This is a genomic window from Streptomyces shenzhenensis, assembly GCF_003688995.1.
GTDB classification, from domain to species: Bacteria; Actinomycetota; Actinomycetes; order Streptomycetales; family Streptomycetaceae; genus Streptomyces; species Streptomyces shenzhenensis_A.
This window is the reverse complement of record NZ_PENI01000003.1, coordinates 287,446-305,145: the sequence shown is the minus strand read 5'-3', so window position 1 is coordinate 305,145 and position 17,700 is coordinate 287,446. Positions and strand designations below refer to the sequence as shown.

Annotated in this window: 17 protein-coding genes and 6 tRNA genes; 9 read left to right on the top strand and 14 right to left on the bottom strand. The window is 73.8% G+C overall.

Annotation, left to right across the window (positions count from 1 at the left end; all coding sequences use genetic code 11):
* Window positions 1–78 precede the first annotated feature (78 nt).
* Window positions 79–150: transfer RNA gene (locus CTZ28_RS06975), tRNA-Val, on the bottom strand.
* A gap of 90 nt (window positions 151–240) precedes the next feature.
* Window positions 241–705, bottom strand: coding sequence for a TIGR02611 family protein (locus tag CTZ28_RS06970; RefSeq protein ID WP_121888345.1), 465 nt, complete (start codon window positions 703–705; stop codon window positions 241–243).
* Window positions 706–896: 191 nt separating this feature from the next.
* On the opposite strand from CTZ28_RS06970, the gene CTZ28_RS06965 reads away from it, so the two are divergent.
* Both CTZ28_RS06965 and CTZ28_RS06960 read left to right on the top strand, forming a co-directional pair.
* On the top strand, window positions 897–1,310 hold the full coding sequence (locus tag CTZ28_RS06965; protein ID WP_004002642.1) for an SsgA family sporulation/cell division regulator: 414 nt from the start codon (window positions 897–899) through the stop codon (window positions 1,308–1,310).
* 270 nt (window positions 1,311–1,580) lie between these two features.
* Complete coding sequence (locus tag CTZ28_RS06960) at window positions 1,581–2,141, top strand: CGNR zinc finger domain-containing protein (RefSeq protein WP_121888344.1); 561 nt, start codon at window positions 1,581–1,583, stop codon at window positions 2,139–2,141.
* An 81-nt stretch (window positions 2,142–2,222) separates the two neighbouring features.
* Here the strand turns inward: CTZ28_RS06960 and CTZ28_RS46855 are convergent, their stop codons facing one another.
* Complete coding sequence (locus tag CTZ28_RS46855) at window positions 2,223–2,375, bottom strand: hypothetical protein (RefSeq protein WP_167345734.1); 153 nt, start codon at window positions 2,373–2,375, stop codon at window positions 2,223–2,225.
* A gap of 206 nt (window positions 2,376–2,581) precedes the next feature.
* Window positions 2,582–3,025: a hypothetical protein gene (locus CTZ28_RS06955; protein ID WP_121888343.1), complete on the bottom strand. Its 444-nt coding sequence runs from the start codon at window positions 3,023–3,025 to the stop codon at window positions 2,582–2,584.
* Between the two features lie 195 nt (window positions 3,026–3,220).
* On the opposite strand from CTZ28_RS06955, the gene CTZ28_RS06950 reads away from it, so the two are divergent.
* A complete protein-coding gene (locus tag CTZ28_RS06950) occupies window positions 3,221–3,745 on the top strand; it encodes a DsbA family protein (RefSeq protein WP_121888342.1) in 525 nt (174 codons plus the stop codon).
* A 31-nt stretch (window positions 3,746–3,776) separates the two neighbouring features.
* Here CTZ28_RS06950 and CTZ28_RS06945 read toward each other — a convergent pair whose 3' ends face one another.
* The 3 genes from CTZ28_RS06945 to CTZ28_RS06935 are packed head-to-tail and all read right to left on the bottom strand — an operon-like array spanning window position 3,777 to window position 6,528.
* Window positions 3,777–4,604 carry a GNAT family N-acetyltransferase gene (locus CTZ28_RS06945; protein ID WP_121888341.1) on the bottom strand — a complete coding sequence of 276 codons (828 nt, stop codon included), beginning with the start codon at window positions 4,602–4,604 and terminating at the stop codon, window positions 3,777–3,779.
* Window positions 4,605–4,655: 51 nt separating this feature from the next.
* Window positions 4,656–5,477, bottom strand: coding sequence for an aminotransferase class IV (locus CTZ28_RS06940; RefSeq protein ID WP_121888340.1), 822 nt, complete (start codon window positions 5,475–5,477; stop codon window positions 4,656–4,658).
* A gap of 1 nt (window position 5,478) precedes the next feature.
* Complete coding sequence (locus CTZ28_RS06935) at window positions 5,479–6,528, bottom strand: chorismate-binding protein (protein WP_121888339.1); 1,050 nt, start codon at window positions 6,526–6,528, stop codon at window positions 5,479–5,481.
* Window positions 6,529–6,705: 177 nt separating this feature from the next.
* Between CTZ28_RS06935 and CTZ28_RS06930 the strand changes: the two genes are divergently transcribed.
* The 5 genes from CTZ28_RS06930 to CTZ28_RS06910 all read left to right on the top strand — a co-directional run bounded on the left by CTZ28_RS06930 (window position 6,706) and on the right by CTZ28_RS06910 (window position 7,160).
* Window positions 6,706–6,778 (top strand) — tRNA-Gly (locus CTZ28_RS06930).
* 38 nt (window positions 6,779–6,816) lie between these two features.
* Window positions 6,817–6,890: transfer RNA gene (locus CTZ28_RS06925), tRNA-Cys, on the top strand.
* A 1-nt stretch (window position 6,891) separates the two neighbouring features.
* Window positions 6,892–6,963, top strand: a tRNA-Val gene (locus CTZ28_RS06920).
* 20 nt (window positions 6,964–6,983) lie between these two features.
* Window positions 6,984–7,055, top strand: a tRNA-Val gene (locus tag CTZ28_RS06915).
* A gap of 33 nt (window positions 7,056–7,088) precedes the next feature.
* Window positions 7,089–7,160 (top strand) — tRNA-Val (locus CTZ28_RS06910).
* Between the two features lie 50 nt (window positions 7,161–7,210).
* Here CTZ28_RS06910 and CTZ28_RS06905 read toward each other — a convergent pair.
* The 4 genes from CTZ28_RS06905 to CTZ28_RS06890 form a co-directional block, all read right to left on the bottom strand.
* Entirely contained in the window at window positions 7,211–7,492 is a 282-nt protein-coding gene (locus CTZ28_RS06905; RefSeq protein WP_121888338.1) for a TFIIB-type zinc ribbon-containing protein, read from the bottom strand.
* Between the two features lie 80 nt (window positions 7,493–7,572).
* Window positions 7,573–8,547 (bottom strand): phosphotransferase family protein, encoded by a 975-nt coding sequence (locus CTZ28_RS06900; protein ID WP_121888337.1) that lies wholly within the window; start codon window positions 8,545–8,547, stop codon window positions 7,573–7,575.
* A gap of 300 nt (window positions 8,548–8,847) precedes the next feature.
* Window positions 8,848–9,045 (bottom strand): hypothetical protein, encoded by a 198-nt coding sequence (locus CTZ28_RS06895; RefSeq protein ID WP_121888336.1) that lies wholly within the window; start codon window positions 9,043–9,045, stop codon window positions 8,848–8,850.
* 198 nt (window positions 9,046–9,243) lie between these two features.
* A complete protein-coding gene (locus CTZ28_RS06890) occupies window positions 9,244–9,519 on the bottom strand; it encodes a hypothetical protein (protein ID WP_121888335.1) in 276 nt (91 codons plus the stop codon).
* A 196-nt stretch (window positions 9,520–9,715) separates the two neighbouring features.
* On the opposite strand from CTZ28_RS06890, the gene CTZ28_RS06885 reads away from it, so the two are divergent.
* Window positions 9,716–11,086 carry a serine/threonine-protein kinase gene (locus CTZ28_RS06885; protein ID WP_121888334.1) on the top strand — a complete coding sequence of 457 codons (1,371 nt, stop codon included), beginning with the start codon at window positions 9,716–9,718 and terminating at the stop codon, window positions 11,084–11,086.
* 217 nt (window positions 11,087–11,303) lie between these two features.
* Here CTZ28_RS06885 and CTZ28_RS06880 read toward each other — a convergent pair whose 3' ends face one another.
* From CTZ28_RS06880 to cobT, 3 genes are all read right to left on the bottom strand, one after another.
* Window positions 11,304–12,113 (bottom strand): TrmH family RNA methyltransferase, encoded by an 810-nt coding sequence (locus CTZ28_RS06880; protein WP_121888333.1) that lies wholly within the window; start codon window positions 12,111–12,113, stop codon window positions 11,304–11,306.
* A 98-nt stretch (window positions 12,114–12,211) separates the two neighbouring features.
* Window positions 12,212–13,444, bottom strand: a complete 1,233-nt coding sequence (cobA, locus tag CTZ28_RS06875; protein ID WP_121888332.1) for a uroporphyrinogen-III C-methyltransferase — start codon at window positions 13,442–13,444, stop codon at window positions 12,212–12,214.
* A gap of 169 nt (window positions 13,445–13,613) precedes the next feature.
* Window positions 13,614–17,366 carry a nicotinate-nucleotide--dimethylbenzimidazole phosphoribosyltransferase gene (gene cobT, locus CTZ28_RS06870; protein ID WP_121888331.1) on the bottom strand — a complete coding sequence of 1,251 codons (3,753 nt, stop codon included), beginning with the start codon at window positions 17,364–17,366 and terminating at the stop codon, window positions 13,614–13,616.
* Window positions 17,367–17,700 lie beyond the last annotated feature (334 nt).

Below are 17,700 nucleotides of genomic sequence, written 5' to 3'. Positions count from 1 at the left end.
ACAGGCGTGCGAGGGAACGGATGTACGCGAAAACGACGGCGGCCCGTCCGCTAGTCGCAGACGGGCCGCCGATCCCGGTGGGCGATACTGGGTTCGAACCAGTGACCTCTTCGGTGTGAACGAAGCGCTCTCCCACTGAGCTAATCGCCCGGGCGCAGGAAGAACATTACCCCATGTCAGGGAATGCCCCCGACCACGGCGGGGCGACGCCGGGACCGGGGGCGGAGCCCGCTCGCCGGATCACTGGTCCTTGATCTTCCAGGGCATCACGACGCCGAACTTCCAGAGGTAGATCGCGAGCAGCACCGCCACGATCACCAGGCCGATCACCGTCAACGTGAGGTTGCGGCGGCGCACCGCGGGATCCAGTGCCCGCTGGGCCGCCTCGGTCACCTTCCGCTTCGTCCAGCGGAGCACGAGCTGGGCCCAGACGAACTCGGTCGCCCAGATCGCCATGCCGCCGAAGATCACCACCCAGCCGGGCCCGGGCAGCGGCAGCATGATGATGCCGGCGACCACGACCGCGAGGCCGATGACGAAGACGCCGACCTGCCAGCTCATGTGCAGGACGCGGCGGGCCTTGATGAACCCGGGCGCACGCGACCCGAGGCCCCGCTCCTCCTGCGCGCCCCCCGTCTCCGGCTCCGCCTCGGCCGGGCCGGAGACCGTGGTGACCTCGCCCGAACCGTCACTCCCCGTATTCATACGACCAAACCCTACCCGAGTGAAACCAGTCACCGGAATGGTGGCACTCCTCGCACGGGTTCTCGGCCGGAAGAGGTACCTAAAGCCACGCAAAACACTCAGAGGGGTTTACAACGGCACCGTAGGTGGCATGTCGATTTCGCCGACGTGCGAATCCCCGAGCGCACACTGAGCGAAAGGCCCTGGCGCTTATGAACACCACGGTCAGCTGCGAGCTGCACCTGCGCCTCGTTGTGTCGAGCGAGTCCTCCCTGCCTGTCCCCGCAGGCCTGCGGTACGACACGGCCGACCCCTACGCCGTGCACGCCACCTTCCACACCGGAGCCGAGGAGACCGTCGAGTGGGTGTTCGCCCGCGACCTCCTCGCCGAGGGCCTGCACCGGCCCACCGGCACCGGCGACGTCCGCGTCTGGCCCTCCCGCAGTCACGGCCAGGGCGTCGTATGCATCGCCCTCAGCTCCCCGGAGGGGGAAGCACTGCTGGAGGCCCCGGCGCGGGCTCTGGAGTCCTTCCTGAAGCGAACCGACGCCGCCGTGCCGCCGGGCACGGAACACCGGCACTTCGACCTGGATCAGGAGCTCTCGCACATCCTGGCGGAGAGCTAGGCCGCCCCCGAAGCAGCCCGGCGCCGTCCACTCGGGGAGACGGCTCGGGCCAAGACAACCGCATACGGCGTGGCCCGAAGCCGCCGCCGCGAGCCGTCGCGGCGGCGGCTTCGGTGTGCCCGGGCCCGTCGGGCCGGCCCCCGACCCCCGGCGACGGGCCCGGGCGGCGGGAACCGCGATGCACAGGAAGCCGTTCTTTCGGCCAACGGCCAACTACCATCGGCCAGCATCGGCGGGCACCCGCCCGACCCTCACGCCAGGGAGCGAAACGTGCTGATCACCCACGACACCCGGTGCGCGCTCGACACCGTGGTGGATCTGGTGAACACCGTGCCGGAGGACGACGCGGCGCCGGACGGGCTGCCGGATGTCGCGACGCTCGAGGATTTCGTGCGAAAACACGAAATGAGCGATGTCGGGGTGCTCTCCGAGTTCGATCTGTCGGCCGTGCGCAAGGTCCGTGGCCGGTTCGCGGGGATCTTCGCGGCTCCGGACGCCCGGGCCTCCGCCGGGATGATCAACGAGCTGGTCGCGGCGGCGGGGACCACCCCGCGGCTCACGGACCACGACGGCTATGACTGGCATGTGCACTACTTCGCGCCAGGCGCCTCCGTGGCGGACCATCTCGCCGCCGACTGCGGGATGGCGCTGGCGTTCTTCGTGGTCGCCGGGGAGCAGGAGCGGCTGCGGCGCTGCGAGGCGCCCGACTGCCGGCGCGCCTTCGTCGATCTGTCCCGCAACCGCTCGCGCCGCTACTGCGACAGCCGCACCTGTGGAAACCGGCTGCATGTGGCCGCGTACCGGGCCCGGCGCAAGGAGGCGACGGGCTGACCGCCCGGCCGGTTCTGCGGGGCCGGGCTCCCGATGCCGACGCCCGCCCCGGCGGGTGGCGCCGGGACTGGCGTGTACGACTCACAGCAACAGCAGATCGTGCAGCGCTGCCATGAGGAGCAGACACCCGATCACCGCCAGGAAGATCATCAGCGGTGGCTGGGAAAGGGCGAAGAGGCACCCGCGCGGCTCGTCCTTCGGCGGCGCGGCCTCGCTCTGTGTCGTGTCCAGCATCTCGGGGCGATGATGGCCCAGGTGAGGGGCCCTTCGCGATCAACACGCCCGGATTATGCGGGAGTTCGCCGAATTCCGTGATGTCCGGTTCGGTTCCGCCCGGCTCATGATCACTTCCGGGCGCGGTCCCGGCGGACTGTGTCGTTTCAGCCCCGGCGCCGATGTGCGGGTGCCGGTGTCATATGCCGATGCTCATATGCCGTAGTTCATATGCCGTGCTTCTTGAGGATGGCCTCGATGTCGCTGAAGTCGTCCGCGGAGTCGGTGGCGCGGGGCGCGGTCGCCGGCGGGGCCGCGGGGCGGGTGGCCGGACCCAGCGAGGGCGCCGAGGCGGCGGGTGCCACCGCGTCGGGCCGTGCTCCACGGGCGGCCTTCCGCTGGGCGCGGGTGCCGCCGCGGCGGCGTTCGACCGCACGCGAGGACGCGAACAGGGCCCAGGCGGCGCCCAGCACCCCGAAGCCCGCCCACGCCGTGGGACTGAACGCCGTGTCGGCCAGCCAGCCGACGACACCCGTCATCACCAGGCCCACGGGGACGAGCGAATAGGCCGCGATACGGACGGCGGCGAGGTAGCGCTTGCGGTAGGCGGTGACCACCGCGATGCCCAGGCCGGCCGCGGACACGGCGGAACAGACGGTCTCGGCAATCATCCGGTCCTCCTGGCGGGCTCGGGCGGCCGAAGCGCGGGTACGCTTCGTCCCTTCCATCCTGCACTGCCCCTCCCCTCGATGCCATGGCCCGGCCCGAGATCAGGGACATCTCCGGGTCGGCTCCTCCGCAGGTGCCGGTCGGCCGCGTACGGCACCGATTCGGCCATGGGGGCCGTGCCTGGAAGACTGGCGTCCATGAACGACTCCTCTCCCGCGCCCAGCGACGCCCCCGCGCCCGTGCTCGACGTCTGGTGCGAACTCCAGTGCCCGGACTGCCGCACCGCCCTGGACGACATCCGCGCGCTGCGCGCCCGCTACGGCGACCGGCTGGAGCTGCGGCTGAGGCACTTCCCGCTGGACAAGCACCCGCACGCCTTCGCCGCCGCGCAGGCCGCCGAGGAGGCCTTCGCCCAGGGACGGGGCTGGGCGTATGTCGAGGCGGTCCTGGGCCGCGTCGCGGAACTGGACCGCGAGGGTGAGCCGCTCCTGGTCCGGGTGGCCCGTGAACTCGGTCTGGACGCCGAGGAGTTCGACACCGCGCTGATCGACGGACGGCACATCCTCGTCGTCGACGCCGACCAGGCCGAGGGCACGGCGATCGGGGTGACCGGCACCCCGACGTACGTCATCGGCGACGAGCGCCTCGACGGCGGCAAGAGCCAGGAGGGGCTGCGCGAGCGGATCGAGGAGATCGCCGACCGGCTGCTGTCGCAGACCTGAGCGGACACCTGACCCGCGCGATTGGCGTGCCTCAGAGCAGGTTCTTGTACAGCGAGTACTCCACCGGCCGGTACCCCAGCGACGCGTACAGCCGCTCGGCCGGTGTGTTGCCCGCGAAGACGTTGAGGGCGAGCGCCCGCTGTCCCGCGGCCACCGTCTGGGCCTCGGCCAGCAGCATCAGGGCGCGTCCGTGGCCGCGCCCGCGGAAGCGCTCCTCGGCCTCCACGTCGTAGACGAACGCCCGGTCACCGGCGACCGACAGCCACAGGGTGCCGACCCTGGTGCCCTCGTGCTCCAGGACGCTGAGCAGGGTGTCCGCGGTGGCCGGGCCGTCCGGCAGGGCCCGCGCGTGGTCCCGCTCCGACCTGGCCCGCGCCGCGGCCGCGGGCACACCGTGGTCGATCCAGCTCCGCGCATAGTCCTTGACCGACTTTTCGACCCAGGGCCCGAACTCGGCCTCGGTCATGGGCCTGCCCCGGCTGCCCGCGGGCAGCTCGGGCGGCATGTCGCCGAGCCGCTTGCGCATCCGGCGGTTGCGCTGGACGTAGCCGAGCGCCGCGGCCAGCCGCACCGCGGCACCGGCCGCCGCGGGCACCGTGATCTCGACGCGCTCGCAGCCCCAGCCGCGCGCGACCTCCTCGGCGGCGAGGGCGGCCACCGTGCCGCGGCCACGGCCGCGGTCCGGCTCGTCGATGCTCAGCTCGTCGATCCGGGCCACGGAGGGTCCGAACAGGTCGTCCGTGGCAAGGCGCACCCCGCCGACGGGGCGGCCGTTCACACACACCTGGAAGTGCCGGGACAGTGCCCCGTCCGCGGCGTGCTGGAGCGGCCCGGTCGGCCGCAGGGTCGTGGTCATCATGGGATTTCTACCCCCTGCGGCGCCCCGCCGTCAGCCCCATGTGCGCCGCCGCTACGGGTCGAGATCGGCCCCGGACCGCTCGTCGAAGATCCGCATGGCCTTTGCGGTCACCGGGCCCGGCGCGCCGGGCAGGTCACGGCCGTCGACCCGGTGCACGGCCTGGACGTCGCGCAGGGTGGAGGTCAGGAAGACCTCGTCGGCGCGCTCCAGCACGTCCAGCGGCAGGTCCGTCTCCTTCGCGCCGGTCCACTCGGCGGTCAGCGCGCGGGTGATGCCGGGCAGGCAGCCGGAGGCCGGCGGCGGGGTGTGCAGCTCGCCGTCGAGGACGACGAAGACGTTCGAGCCCGTGCCCTCGCAGAGCTGTCCGACCGTGTTGGCGAACAGCGCCTCGGAGGCGCCCTGTCGGACGGCGCGGGCCAGGGCGACGACGTTCTCCGCGTACGAGGTGGTCTTCAGGCCGGTGAGGGCGCCGCGCTCGTTGCGGGTCCAGGGCACGGTGACGACGGCAGTGGAGTCGGGGCGCCGGGTGGTGGCGCCCAGCGCGACCATGAGGGTCGGGCCCCGGTCCCCGCGGTCGGAGCCGAGCGGGCCCTCGCCACCGGTGTAGGTGATGCGCAGCCGGCCCAGCGGCACCGGGTCGGCCGCCAGGACGGCGGCGCAGGCGCGGCGCACCTCGTCCAGGTCGGGCTCGGGCAGGCCGAGGCCGCGCGCGGAGCGGGTCAGCCGGTCGAGGTGCCGGGTGAGCGCGAACGGCCTGCCGTGCACCGTCTTCACCGTTTCGAAGACACCGTCGCCCACGGTCAGTCCGTGGTCCAGGGCGGAGACCCGGGCGGACTCGATGTCCCGCAGGCCGCCGTCGAGCCAGATCTTCACGTCAGGATTCCTCCCCGCTCGCGTTGTACGTACCCGACGCTATCGCGAGCAGCCGGGACGCCTTCAGCTCGGTCTCCCGCCACTCCGCCTCCGGGTCGGAGCCCCAGGTGATGCCGGCTCCGGTGCCGAAGCGCAGCGTCGCCCCGGATGTGCGGGACCGGTCGAGCCAGAAGGTGCGGATGCCCACGGCCAGCTCGCCGGTGCCCCGGTCCGCGTCGACCCAGCCGATGCCGCCGCAGTACGGCCCCCGGGGTGCCGTCTCCAGCGCCTCGATGATCCGCAGCGCGCTCGACTTGGGCGCGCCGGTCACCGAGCCGGGCGGGAACGCGGCGGTCAGCAGCTGCGGCCAGCCGGCACCGGCGCGCAGCTCACCGCGGACCGTGGACACCAGATGGACGAGACCGGGGTGCTTCTCCACGGCGCACAGATCGGGCACGGTCACGCTGCCGGTGGCGCAGACCCGGCCGATGTCGTTGCGGACCAGGTCCACGATCATCACGTTCTCGGCGTAGTCCTTCTCCAGGAGGTCCGCCTCGGTGCGTCCGGTGCCCTTGATCGGGCCGGACTCGACGAGCGCGCCGGCGCGGCGCAGGAAGAGCTCCGGCGATGCGGTGGCGAGCTCCACGCCGTGGCCGGGCAGCCGAATCGTTCCGGCGTACGGCGCGGGATTGCCGCGGGCGAGCAGTGCGGTCAGGGCGTCGACGTCGCTGTCGGGGGCGACGGGCGCGGACAGCACCCGGCAGAGGTTGGCCTGGTAGACCTCGCCGGCCGCGATGTGCTCGCGGATCCGGCGCACGCCCGCCGTGTACGCGGCGTGACCCAGGGACGACGTCCACTCCCCCGGTGCCGGTCCCCGCCACCGCCCCGGCACCGGGGCCGGTACCGGCTCCGCCCGGACGTCCGCGAAGCGGGCGCAGGTCAGCCGGCCCTCGAAGTCCGCGCAGACCGCCCAGAAGCCCGTGGAGTCCAGGGCCGCGGGGTCGTCGGTGACGTCGCGGAGACCGGTGGCGACGCGGTCACCGAAGCGGGCGAGAGGTGGCAGGTGGGGCACGCGGTCGAGTCTAGGGCGGGTGCCCCGAGGGTGACCCGGGCATGTCCCGCGGGTGCCCTGACCATGCCGTTCGGTGAGCGCAGCGCAGCACGCTGCGCAAACGCGTTTTTGTACTGGCTCCGGAATCCGCTAGAGTTCACCTCGTCGCCGGGACGCTGACGCCGACCGAAACGACAAGCGGACGTAGCTCAGTTGGTAGAGCGCAACCTTGCCAAGGTTGAGGTCGCGAGTTCGAGCCTCGTCGTCCGCTCGAAGGAACGGGGGGTCGACCCGATCCCCTACACTCCTGGTGGAGTGGCCGAGAGGCGAGGCAACGGCCTGCAAAGCCGTCTACACGGGTTCAAATCCCGTCTCCACCTCCAAGGACGATTAGCTCAGCGGGAGAGCGCTTCCCTGACACGGAAGAGGTCACTGGTTCAATCCCAGTATCGTCCACTGGATCCGCGAGGATCCCCGCGCGATTAGCTCAGCGGGAGAGCGCTTCCCTGACACGGAAGAGGTCACTGGTTCAATCCCAGTATCGCGCACGTACAGTCCGTGACTTCACGGTCACGTCCCGAGGACGATTAGCTCAGCGGGAGAGCGCTTCCCTGACACGGAAGAGGTCACTGGTTCAATCCCAGTATCGTCCACACACCGAAGCCCCCGGCCGTCTCGTACGGCCGGGGGCTTCTCGGTGGGCTCAGCTGGAGAACAGCATACGGCCGAAGCTCTTGTGACGGTGGTGGCCGTAGTGGCCGTGACCGCCGTGCGGGGCACCCCAGGCGGGCGCGGACGGGGCCGGGTACGCCTGCGGGGCGGGCGGGGGCGGCGGGGCCGGCTGGGACCACTGGGACTCCAGACGGGTCAGCGCCTCCAGCTCGCCGTAGTCGAGGAAGATGCCGCGGCAGCCGCTGCACTGCTCGATCTGGACGCCGTTGCGGTTGTAGGTGTGCATCGGCGCATGGCATTTCGGACACTGCATGGTCGGCTCAACTCCTCGCCGGTCGGTGCTGCTTCGCGGTTCACCAGGACAGACTCCGCCCAGCCCCGGCCGGTTGCAGCCTACGTCGGGAAGCCGTGCGTCAACTCGGCGGGTGCGCAGTCCATTCGGGCACAGGCGTCGACGAGGGCCGCCTCCACCTCGTCCAGCGGGCGGTCCGCCGTCAGCGCCTTGGCGACGGCCAGGGCGGCGGTCTGTGCGGTGAGGGCGCGGGCCGGGACGTCCAGGGCGGGCCAGGGGTCGCCGTGGGCGGGGACGGCCGGGCCGCCGGCGGCGCGGTAGGCGGTCAGGAAGCGGGTCCACGCGTCGGGCGGGAGGAGCCCGCAGGCGTACCAGGCGGCGGGGCGCGCCAGGTCCCAGGCCGGGACTCCCACGCCCAGGTCGTCGACGTCGATGAGCCGCCACGGGCCGTCCGGGGCGGGGTGCCGCACCAGCTGGCCGAGGTGTACGTCGCCGTGGCAGAGGGCGGCGGGGCCGGGCATGGGGGCCGCGGCGCGCGCCCAGGCGGGGAGGGCCGCCCAGGCCCGCAGGACCGGGGGCGCGGCGGGGGTGCCGCCGGTGCCGAGGGCGGCGCGGAGGCGGCTGATCGCGCGGGCGGCCTTGACCGGGCCGCGCATCGGGGGTGGCGCGGGGGCCGCGCGCAGGACCGCCGTGACGGCGCCGGTCACGGGGGTCCGGTGGAGGCGGGCGAGGAGGGTGCCGGCCGCCTCCCACGGCGCCGCGTCGGGGGTGTGCGGGTCCACCGGGGCGCCGTACGGCCACAGCGTCACGAGGCGGTCGCCGAGCGTGGCCGGTGCCGTGCCGAGCGGTGGTACGAAGACATCCGGCAGGCGGGCGGCGGTGGCGACACGGAGGTCCAGCGCGGCACGGTCGGTGTCGGGGGCGTGGGCCTTCGCGACGACGTCCGCGTGTCGTACGACGGTGGCGTCGGGACGGTCGGCGAGGGTGACGGCCGCTCCGCAGACACACGGCGCCCCGCCTCGGTGGGCGGCGCCCCTGGCCTTCGCGGCCAGCTGCGGCAGGACGGGTGCGGTCACGAAGGTTCCTTGAGGGGCCGGCGGCTGCTGCGGCGAGCCTACGCGGGTTCCGGATCGCGGCGGCGAGGCACTGAGGATCCCTTGCGGGAAGGGCTCGTCCGCGGACGGGCCGTCGCTGTGGTGCCGGTCGGGGCCTACGCGGGGTCGCCGTGACGGCGCCAGGTCGTGCGGGCAAAAGCAATGCCGGCGCAGCTCCCCAGCTGCGCCGGCATTTGTGCCGTCCGCCGCACCCCCGTCCCCACGGGGTTTCATGGATGGATGTCCCCGCCCGGACCGCTCTTCCGGGCCTGGGGTCGCCGCTCAGCGCCCCAGCATCACACCCACGGACGACGCCTGTGTGGCCACCGTCTCCCAGCCGTCGAAGACCACGAGGAGAAGGGCCGCCAGGGGAAGGGCCATGAGCGTCGCCACCAAGGGGTGGCGACGGCCCTGACGACGGGCGCGGGACGCGGCGCGTCCCTGTGTGCGGAACAGCGTCCGCGGTGCCGTGTGGGCCATGGTCCCTCTCCTGACCGTCTCGGTTGTTCGTTGGCAGCGGCGGGCGTCTGACCTCGGGGGACGAGTGCTGCACCCGCCGCTTGACCTCAAATCTAGGTGGGCGACGCCCCCAGGACGTCATGCCGTCGTATCGATTCGCGGACCTGCGGGAGGATGAGCCGTCACCTGATGCGTACTCCCCTGGGTGGAGACGTGGTCCTACGTCTCGGGGTCTTCCCGGAGGGGGCGCCCGGAGTGATCGCGCTTTCCCGAGTTGTCCTCGCGGGGCACCGGCTGCTCGACCAGGGCGAGGACCCGGTTCGCCATGAAACGGGCAGTGCGCACGACCGTGCCGTTTCGGGTGACTTCGCTCACTTCCACCACCCCTCGGCGCACCGCCGTCTCCACCCGGCGGCCCGCCCGGCTCGCCACCACCTCGTAGGTTCGCGTCGTGTCCCCGGCGTCCACGACTATCTCCACGCGGTCACCCTTCACGGGTCCAATCCCCCTTCTGTGACGATCGGTTGGAGTCACAGGCCGGTCAAGGGCAGTGCGCTCGCACGGTCCCTGACCACTCTTCAAGTCTCCCACCGGGCACTGACAATCCATCGGGCCGAGAGGGCGCGGCCTCTGCGCGCGGGCGGCCGGGGAAACGTAAGCTGTGCCACGTCACACGGACCGGGCAGCGGGGATGAACATGGCGATGATGCGCCTGAGGCGCGAGGACCCGCGCGTCGTCGGCTCGTTCAGGCTTCACAGACGGCTCGGCGCGGGCGGGATGGGCGTTGTCTATCTCGGCTCCGACAAGAAGGGACAGCGGGTCGCGCTCAAGGTGATCCGGCCGGATCTGGCGGAGGACCAGGAGTTCCGTTCGCGGTTCGCGCGCGAGGTCTCCGCGGCACGGCGGATCCGGGGCGGCTGCACGGCGCGGCTCGTCGCGGCGGATCTGGACGCCGACCGGCCGTGGTTCGCCACCCAGTACGTACCGGGCCCCTCGCTGCACGACAAGGTCGCCGAGGAGGGGCCGCTCGCCACCGCCGAGGCGGCGGCCGTCGGGGCGGCGCTGTCCGAGGGCCTGGTCGCCGTGCACGAGGCCGGTGTGGTGCACCGGGACCTGAAGCCGTCCAACATCCTGCTGTCCCCGAAGGGTCCGCGGATCATCGACTTCGGCATCGCCTGGGCGACCGGCGCGTCCACGCTCACGCACGTCGGAACGGCGGTCGGCTCACCCGGTTTCCTCGCGCCCGAGCAGGTGCGCGGCGCCGCCGTCACGCCGGCCACGGACGTGTTCTCGCTGGGGGCCACGCTGGCGTACGCGTCGACCGGTGACTCGCCGTTCGGGCACGGCAGTTCGGAAGTGATGCTGTACCGCGTGGTGCACGAGGAGCCGCAACTGCACGGTGTGCCGGACGCGCTCGCCCCGCTCGTGCGGGCCTGTCTTGCGAAGGACCCCGAGGAGCGGCCGAGCACGCTCCAACTGTCGCTGCGGCTCAAGGAGATCGCGGCCCGCGAGACGCAGGGCCTGTCCGGCGTGGGGCCGCCCGCGCCGCGTGCCGCCGAGGCGGACCGGCCCACCGGGCGGCTCACGGACACCTATCCGGAGCCGCAGCGCACCCAGCGCCGTCCGCAGCCCTCGCAGGGCGGTACCCCGGTATCGCGTGGCGGGACTCCGGCGCGCGGGGGCGGCAACACGCGTGGAACCAACGGCACACGCGGTCCCAACGGCACACGTGGCGGCGGCGCCGCGCGGCCGACTCCGGCGTCGCGGAGCACGACCCGTACCGGCAGCGGGAGCAGGCCCGCGCCGCGCAGCGGGGCCGGGCGGCCGGGGCCGCGCACCACGGGCACCGGCAGACGGCCCGCCAATCCGCGGCTGCTGCGGCAACGGCTGTTCGTGTTCGTCGTGGTGACCCTGCTGGTCGCGCTCGGCATCGCGCTGGCCCAGGGGTGTCAGGGGCCCGCGCACGGCCTGGGCGGCGGCGGCAACGTCACCGGCGCACAGGAACGGAACCTGCCCCCGGACACCGGGACATCCGGACACCACGGCCCGGGAGTGTCCTAGGCCCGGCAGCGCCCCAAAGGGGCGCGGGGAACGGCGCGACCAGCCACGACACTGCCGCAGCCGACCGACAACCCGCGACCCCCGGAACATCCCGACACCACAACCCGAAAGTGCCCTAGGCCCGGCAGCGCCCCCAAAGGGGCGCGAGGAACTGCGCGACCAGCCACCACGCCGCCGCAGCTGACGGACGGCCGACACCGCCCAACCCGCGGAGCGCTCAGCGGCCCGTCGCGACCGCGTAGAAGGCGACCGCTGCCGCCGCTCCCACGTTGAGGGAGTCGACGCCGTGGGACATGGGGATGCGGACCCATGCGTCGGCGGCGACCAGGGCCTGGGTGGACAGTCCGTCGCCCTCGGCGCCGAGCATCAGGGCGACCCGCTCCATCCGGTGCGGGGCGGCCTCGTCGAGCGACTCGGCCTTCTCGTCGGGGGTCAGCGCGAGCAGCGTGAAGCCCGCCTCGCGGACCGACTCCAGGCCCTTGGGCCAGGTGTCCAGGCGGGCGTAGGGCACGGAGAACACCGCGCCCATGGAGACCTTGACGCTGCGGCGGTAGAGCGGGTCGGCGCAGTCCGGGGAGAGCAGGACCGCGTCCATGCCGAGGGCGGCGGCCGAACGGAAGATCGCCCCGATGTTGGTGTGGTCGTTGACGGACTCCATGACCACCACCCGGCGGGCGCCACGCAGGAGTTCGGCCGCCGTGGGCAGGGGCTTGCGCTGCATGGAGGCGAGGGCGCCACGGTGCACGTGGTAGCCGGTGACCTGTTCGGCGAGTTCCGGGCTGACCGCGTAGACCGGGGCGGGCAGTTCGTCGATCACGTCGCGCATGACGTCGATCCACTTGGCCGAGAGCAGCATGGAGCGCATCTCGTAGCCCGCTTCCTTGGCCCGTCTGATGACCTTCTCGCCCTCGGCGATGAACAGGCCCTCGGCCGGTTCGCGCTTGCGCCGCAGTTCGACGTCGGTCAGGCCCGTGTAATCGCTCAGGCGGGGGTCGTCGGGGTCCTCGACGGTGATGAGATCGGCCACAGAGTGATACTGCCTTGTCCTGGGTGCGGTGCCAACGGCTCGGGAAGGGTTCTGTTACCCGCGGTTACTCGGGAGGCGGTTCCGCCCGGTGTCCGGGCTCATCCGGCGGCGGGCCGGCCGACGGCGACGACCTCGCCGATGACGATGACCGCCGGCGGCTTCACGTCCGCGGCGCGGACGGTCCCGGCGACCGTGGCGAGGGTCGCGTCGACCCGGCGCTGGGCCGCCGTCGTGCCCTCCTGGACCAGGGCGACCGGGGTGTCCGGAGACCTCCCGTGGGCGACGAGCGTCTCGGCGATCTGCCCGATCTTGTCGACGCCCATGAGGACCACGAGCGTGCCGGTGAGCCGCGCCAGCGCGGGCCAGTCGACCAGGGAGCGTTCGTCGTCCGGGGCGACATGGCCGCTGACCACGGTGAACTCATGGGCGACGCCCCGGTGGGTGACCGGGATGCCGGCCGCGCCGGGCACCGCGATCGAGCTGGAGATGCCCGGGACGACCGTGCAGGGGATGCCGGCCTCGGCGAGCGCCTGGACCTCCTCCATGCCGCGGCCGAAGACGAACGGGTCGCCGCCCTTGAGGCGGACCACCGACTTGCCCTGCCGGGCGTGCTGGACGAGGGCGTCGTTGATGGCCTCCTGCGCCATGGCGCGGCCGTAGGGGATCTTCGCCGCGTCGATCACCTCGACGTGCGGCGGGAGTTCGGCGAGCAGGTCGCGCGGGCCGAGGCGGTCGGCGATGACCACGTCCGCCTCGGCGAGCAGCCGGCGCCCGCGCACGGTGATCAGGTCGGGGTCGCCGGGTCCGCCGCCGACCAGGGCGACGCCCGGGGTGCGGGTGCGGTGGTGCGGGGCGACCAGTGTGCCGTCGCGCAGCCCCTCGACGACCGCGTCGCGGATGGCGGCGGTGTGCCGGGGGTCGCGCCCGCGGGCGTCGGTGGTGAGGACGGCGACCGTGACGCCCGCGCTGTGGCCGGTGGCCGGGGTCCAGGCGGTGGCGGCGTCCGCGTCGTCGGCGCGGACGCACCAGACGCGGTGCCGTTCCGCCTCGGCGGAGGCGACGGCGTTGGCCACCGGGTCGCTGGTGGCGATGAGCGCGTACCAGGCGTCCGCGAGGTCGCCGTCCTCGTACGGGCGCCGCACCCAGGTGATCTCCCCGGCGTCCGCCATGGCCTCGACCGAGGGGGTCGCCCCGGGAGACACGAGGAGGACGTCCGCACCCGCCGCGACGAGCGCCGGCAGACGGCGCTGGGCGACCTGGCCGCCGCCGAGCACGACCACTCGACGGCCACTGAGACGGAGGCCTACGGGATAGGCGGGGTGTTCGGCCATGAGGGGCGGCTCCTCGTGCGGGCGGTGCGGTGGGCGCGCTACAGCTCCGGAGCGGCCCTGACGTGCGGATTTTAGGACGCGGACGGGGCAGCCCGCGCGGGTGGTCCGGCAGCTGAACGCCGGACCACCGCGGTCGGCGGTGCCTGCTTCCCGGGTGCGGCCGCCGGATCTACTTCTCGGTCACTCCCGCCGAATCGAAGGTCGCCACCTCGTGCATCGCCCGAGCCGTGCTCTGCACCAGCGGCAGGGCGAGCAGCGCCCCCGTGCCCTCGCCGAGCCGCAGGTCGAGGTCGACCAGGGGGCGCAGGCCCAGCTTGTTCAGGGCGGCCACATGGCCGGGCTCGGCGCTGCGGTGGCCCGCGATGCAGGCCGCGAGGACCTCGGGCGCGATGGCGCGGGCCACCAGGGCGGCGGCGCCCGCGCTGACACCGTCCAGGATCACCGGCGTACGCAGCGAGGCGCCACCGAGGAGCAGGCCGACCATGGCGGCGTGCTCCAGGCCGCCGACCGCGGCGAGGACGCCGATCGGGTCGGCCGGGTCCGGCTGGTGGAGTTCCAGGGCGCGGCGGACGACCTCGGTCTTGCGGGCCAGGGTCTCGTCGTTGATGCCCGTGCCGCGGCCGGTCACCTCGGCCGGGTCGGCGCCGGTGAAGACGGAGATCAGGGCGGCGGATGCCGTGGTGTTGGCGATCCCCATCTCCCCCGTCAGCAGCGCCTTGTTGCCGGCCGCGACCAGGTCGCGGGCGGTCTCGATGCCGACCTCGATGGCCTGCTTGACCTCCTCGCGGGTCAGCGCCGGGCCGGTGGTCATGTCCGATGTGCCGGCCCGGACCTTGCGCGGCAGCAGACCGGGCGTGGCCGGGAGGTCGGTGGCGACGCCGACGTCGACCACACAGACCTCGGCGCCCACCTGGCCCGCGAACGCGTTGCAGACCGCTCCCCCGCCGAGGAAGTTGGCCACCATCTGCGCGGTGACCTCCTGCGGCCAGGGGGTGACGCCCTGGGCGTGCACACCGTGGTCACCGGCGAAGATCGCGACGGCGGCGGGCTCAGGGATCGGCGGCGGGCACTGCCGGGACAGGCCGGACAGCTGCGCCGAGATGATCTCCAGCATGCCGAGCGCGCCCGCGGGTTTCGTCATGCGCTTCTGCCGTTCCCAGGCCTCGCCGAGCGCCTTGGCGTCCAGCGGGCGGATGCCGGCGACGGTCTCGGCGAGCAGGTCGTGCGGGTCCTCGCCGGGCAGCGCGCGGCGGCCGTAGGTCTCCTCGTGCACGACCCAGGACAGCGGGCGGCGCTTGGACCAGCCGGACTGCATCAGTTCGGGCTCGTCCGGGAACTCGTCGACGTACCCGACGCACAGGTAGGCGACGACCTCCAGGTGCTCGGGCAGGTCGAGGGCGCGGACCATCTCCCGCTCGTCGAAGAAGCTGACCCAGCCGACGCCGAGGCCCTCGGCCCGGGCGGCGAGCCACAGGTTCTCCACGGCGAGCGCGGAGGAGTACGGCGCCATCTGCGGCTGGGTGTGCCGGCCGAGGGTGTGCCGGCCGCCGCGGGTCGGGTCGGCGGTGACGACGATGTTCACCGGGGTGTCGAGGATCGCCTCGATCTTCAGTTCCTTGAACTGCTTCGCCCGGCCCTTGGGCAGTGACTTGGCGTAGGCGTCGCGCTGGCGCATGGCCAGTTCGTGCATGGTGCGGCGGGTCTCGGGGGACCGGATGACGACGAAGTCCCAGGGCTGCGAGTGGCCGACGGAGGGCGCGGTGTGGGCGGCCTCCAGGACGCGCAGCAGCACCTCGTGCGGGATGGGGTCGCTGCGGAAGCCGTTGCGGATGTCACGGCGCTCGCGCATGACCTTGAGGACGGCCTCGCGCTCGGCGTCCTCGTAGCCGGGGGCGGCCGGGCCGACGGGCCGGCGCGGCTCCGCGACCGGGCCGTCCTCCTGGTCGGCGGCCCTGGTCTCCAGGTCCTCCGCCTGCTGTACGACGTCGGGGGCGTCCGGCGCGGGCTCGGCCTCGCGGGGTCCGGGGACCGAGGCGACGGGCCCCTGCGGGACCGCGTGGGCGGGCTGTGGCTCCCTCTGGTCCTGCGCGGGCAGGACGAGGGGCTGCGGCGGGGTGGGGGCGAGGTGCGGGGTCGTCGGCACCGTGCCGTCGACCGGCACGAACTGTCCCAGGGTGTGTTCCGTGTCCCCGGCGGCCGGGACGGTGCCGGGGAGGGGTGTCTGCTCGCCGGGAGCGGCGGCGGGCACGCCTTCTGCGGGAACGCCTTCCGCCGCGACGCTTTCCGCGGGAACGCCTTCCGCGGGAGCGTCCACGCCGGGAGCGGCGTCGCCGGAGGCGTCGGCACCGGGAGCCTCGTCGGCGGTTACTTCGGCCGGGGTCTCGCCCGGCGCCTCCGCGAGGGTCTCCTCGGGCAGGCCGGCCTCGGCGGGCACGGGCGCCGGTTCGGCGCCGGGCGCGGCCTGGGCGTCGGGCCCGGCCTCAAGGCCGTCGGACTCGTGCGCCGGGGCGGCGGGAACGGATCCGTCGTCCGCCGCCGGGTCCTCCGGTGCGAGCGGCTCGGGGCCGGCGGGGGCGGCGTCGTGCGGGCCGGCCGCGGCAGCCGGCTGCTGCGGGCCCTGCTCGGGGTGCGGCTGGAAGCCGTCGGCCACCTGGTCCACGACGATCCCGGCGGCCGGCGTCTGCTCGGCGGCCTGCCCGGGGTGCGCTTCCCCGGCCGGTGCGACGGGCTCCGCCTCCAGGTGCTGCGGGGCGACGGGCAGCGGGGTGCCGGCCGCGGGCGTCGGAATGCCGTCGCCGGTGAACGCCGCCGGCACCAGCCCTGCCACGGGCGGCATCGGGACGGCGCCTTGGGACCCGTCGGCCTCGGGGAGTTGCGCGACCGGCTGGGCCGGGTCGGGGTGCGGGTCGCCCTCGGGCGCGAACGCGGTCTGCGGGATGTGCGGTTCCTCGGCAGAGAAGGCCGGTGCGCCGTCCTCGGGCCCGGCCTGCGGGGCCGCCGCCCCCTCGGGAAGCGGCGCGTCCGGTGCCGCGAGGACGGCCTGCGCACCGAGCGTCCCGTCCGGCCCGGGGACAGCGGCGGCCGGCGCCGGGGCCGGCGCGGGGCCGCCCTCCGGGCCGTATCCGCTCTCCGGACCACCCGGCACCGCCGGGCCCTGGGCGGCCTCGGCGACCGGTCCGTCGGCCACGTACGTTCCGTCGTGCCCGGGCCCGGCCTGTGCGTCCGCCGGTCCCTGCGGCTGCTGCCCGGTCACCGGTCCCTGCGCCACCGGGGCAGGGACCTCCGCGATCACCGGGGCGGGGACCGCCGCCACGACCGTGCCCGGGGCGAGCCGGGGCACGGCGGTCGCGGGCCTGCCGCCCACCTGGGCCACCGGCGCCTGCGGCGCGCCCCACGGCACCGCGCTCTGCGGGGCCAGGTCGCGCAACGGCTGGACGTCCAGGTACTCGGGGCCGATCGTCGGCGGCCCCGGGTGCCGCACCGGGGCGCCCGCGGGACCGCGGTCGGCCAGGGAGCGCACCAGGCTGGCGGAGGCGTCCGGGATCGGCGGGCCGAGGTGCAGCGGCCGGCGTGGGGCCGCGGTGGCGGCCTGGTCGTGCGGGGCCGAGAGGATGGGGGACGCCGCGGCGGACACGGGGACGGCGTCGGGCGGCCGGACGCCGCCGAGGTCGACGGAGCCGGTGTCCCGGCCGTCCGTCTCGTGCGGGCCCGGTTCGTGGACGGCCTCGACGACCGGCTCCGGGGCGGGCGGGGGCACTTCATTGCCCCACGCGCCCTGGGCGCCCGGCAGCAGGAGGTCCTCGTCCTCGGCGGGAGCGTCGGAGAGGTAGTGGTACGCGCCGTGTGCGGGGACGCCCGGCTGCTCCACCATGCCCGCGCTCTCCGGCAGTCCCTCGCCCGGGACCTGGCCGGTGTCCGTCATGCGTACCCCTCGCCCATCGGTTAGTGCTCCTACGACCAGCTCACCGGGAACGGCGCACCGACCGCCCGCAGTGAAGAACGAGCGTGCGTCCCCAGCGGCACGAACGACCGCCCGGAAAAGGCGACAAAGCCATTCGGTGGCATTGTCCCGGCCGTTCCACCGCCGCGACAGCATGATCCGCGACAGCCCGCTGTGGACTGCGCCACGATGCGCGTCCCCCGGTTCTGCCGTACCACACCCGCCCAAAAACGGGCGTGTTTTCCGGACATTGACGAACGAATCTCCGGGCCGCCTGGTGAGGTACAACGATCGGCCAGCCTACCGCGCGCAGTAC

Bases quoted from the DNA above. Each gene is read 5' to 3' on its own strand.
- CTZ28_RS06970 (WP_121888345.1), bottom strand. From the start codon at position 705: ATGAATACGGGGAGTGACGGTTCGGGCGAGGTCACCACGGTCTCCGGC.
- CTZ28_RS06965 (WP_004002642.1), top strand. From the start codon at position 897: ATGAACACCACGGTCAGCTGCGAGCTGCACCTGCGCCTCGTTGTGTCG.
- CTZ28_RS46855 (WP_167345734.1), bottom strand. From the start codon at position 2,375: ATGCTGGACACGACACAGAGCGAGGCCGCGCCGCCGAAGGACGAGCCG.
- CTZ28_RS06955 (WP_121888343.1), bottom strand. From the start codon at position 3,025: ATGATTGCCGAGACCGTCTGTTCCGCCGTGTCCGCGGCCGGCCTGGGC.
- CTZ28_RS06950 (WP_121888342.1), top strand. From the start codon at position 3,221: ATGAACGACTCCTCTCCCGCGCCCAGCGACGCCCCCGCGCCCGTGCTC.
- CTZ28_RS06945 (WP_121888341.1), bottom strand. From the start codon at position 4,604: ATGATGACCACGACCCTGCGGCCGACCGGGCCGCTCCAGCACGCCGCG.
- CTZ28_RS06905 (WP_121888338.1), bottom strand. From the start codon at position 7,492: ATGCAGTGTCCGAAATGCCATGCGCCGATGCACACCTACAACCGCAAC.
- CTZ28_RS06895 (WP_121888336.1), bottom strand. From the start codon at position 9,045: ATGGCCCACACGGCACCGCGGACGCTGTTCCGCACACAGGGACGCGCC.
- CTZ28_RS06885 (WP_121888334.1), top strand. From the start codon at position 9,716: ATGAACATGGCGATGATGCGCCTGAGGCGCGAGGACCCGCGCGTCGTC.
- cobA (WP_121888332.1), bottom strand. From the start codon at position 13,444: ATGGCCGAACACCCCGCCTATCCCGTAGGCCTCCGTCTCAGTGGCCGT.
- cobT (WP_121888331.1), bottom strand. From the start codon at position 17,366: ATGACGGACACCGGCCAGGTCCCGGGCGAGGGACTGCCGGAGAGCGCG.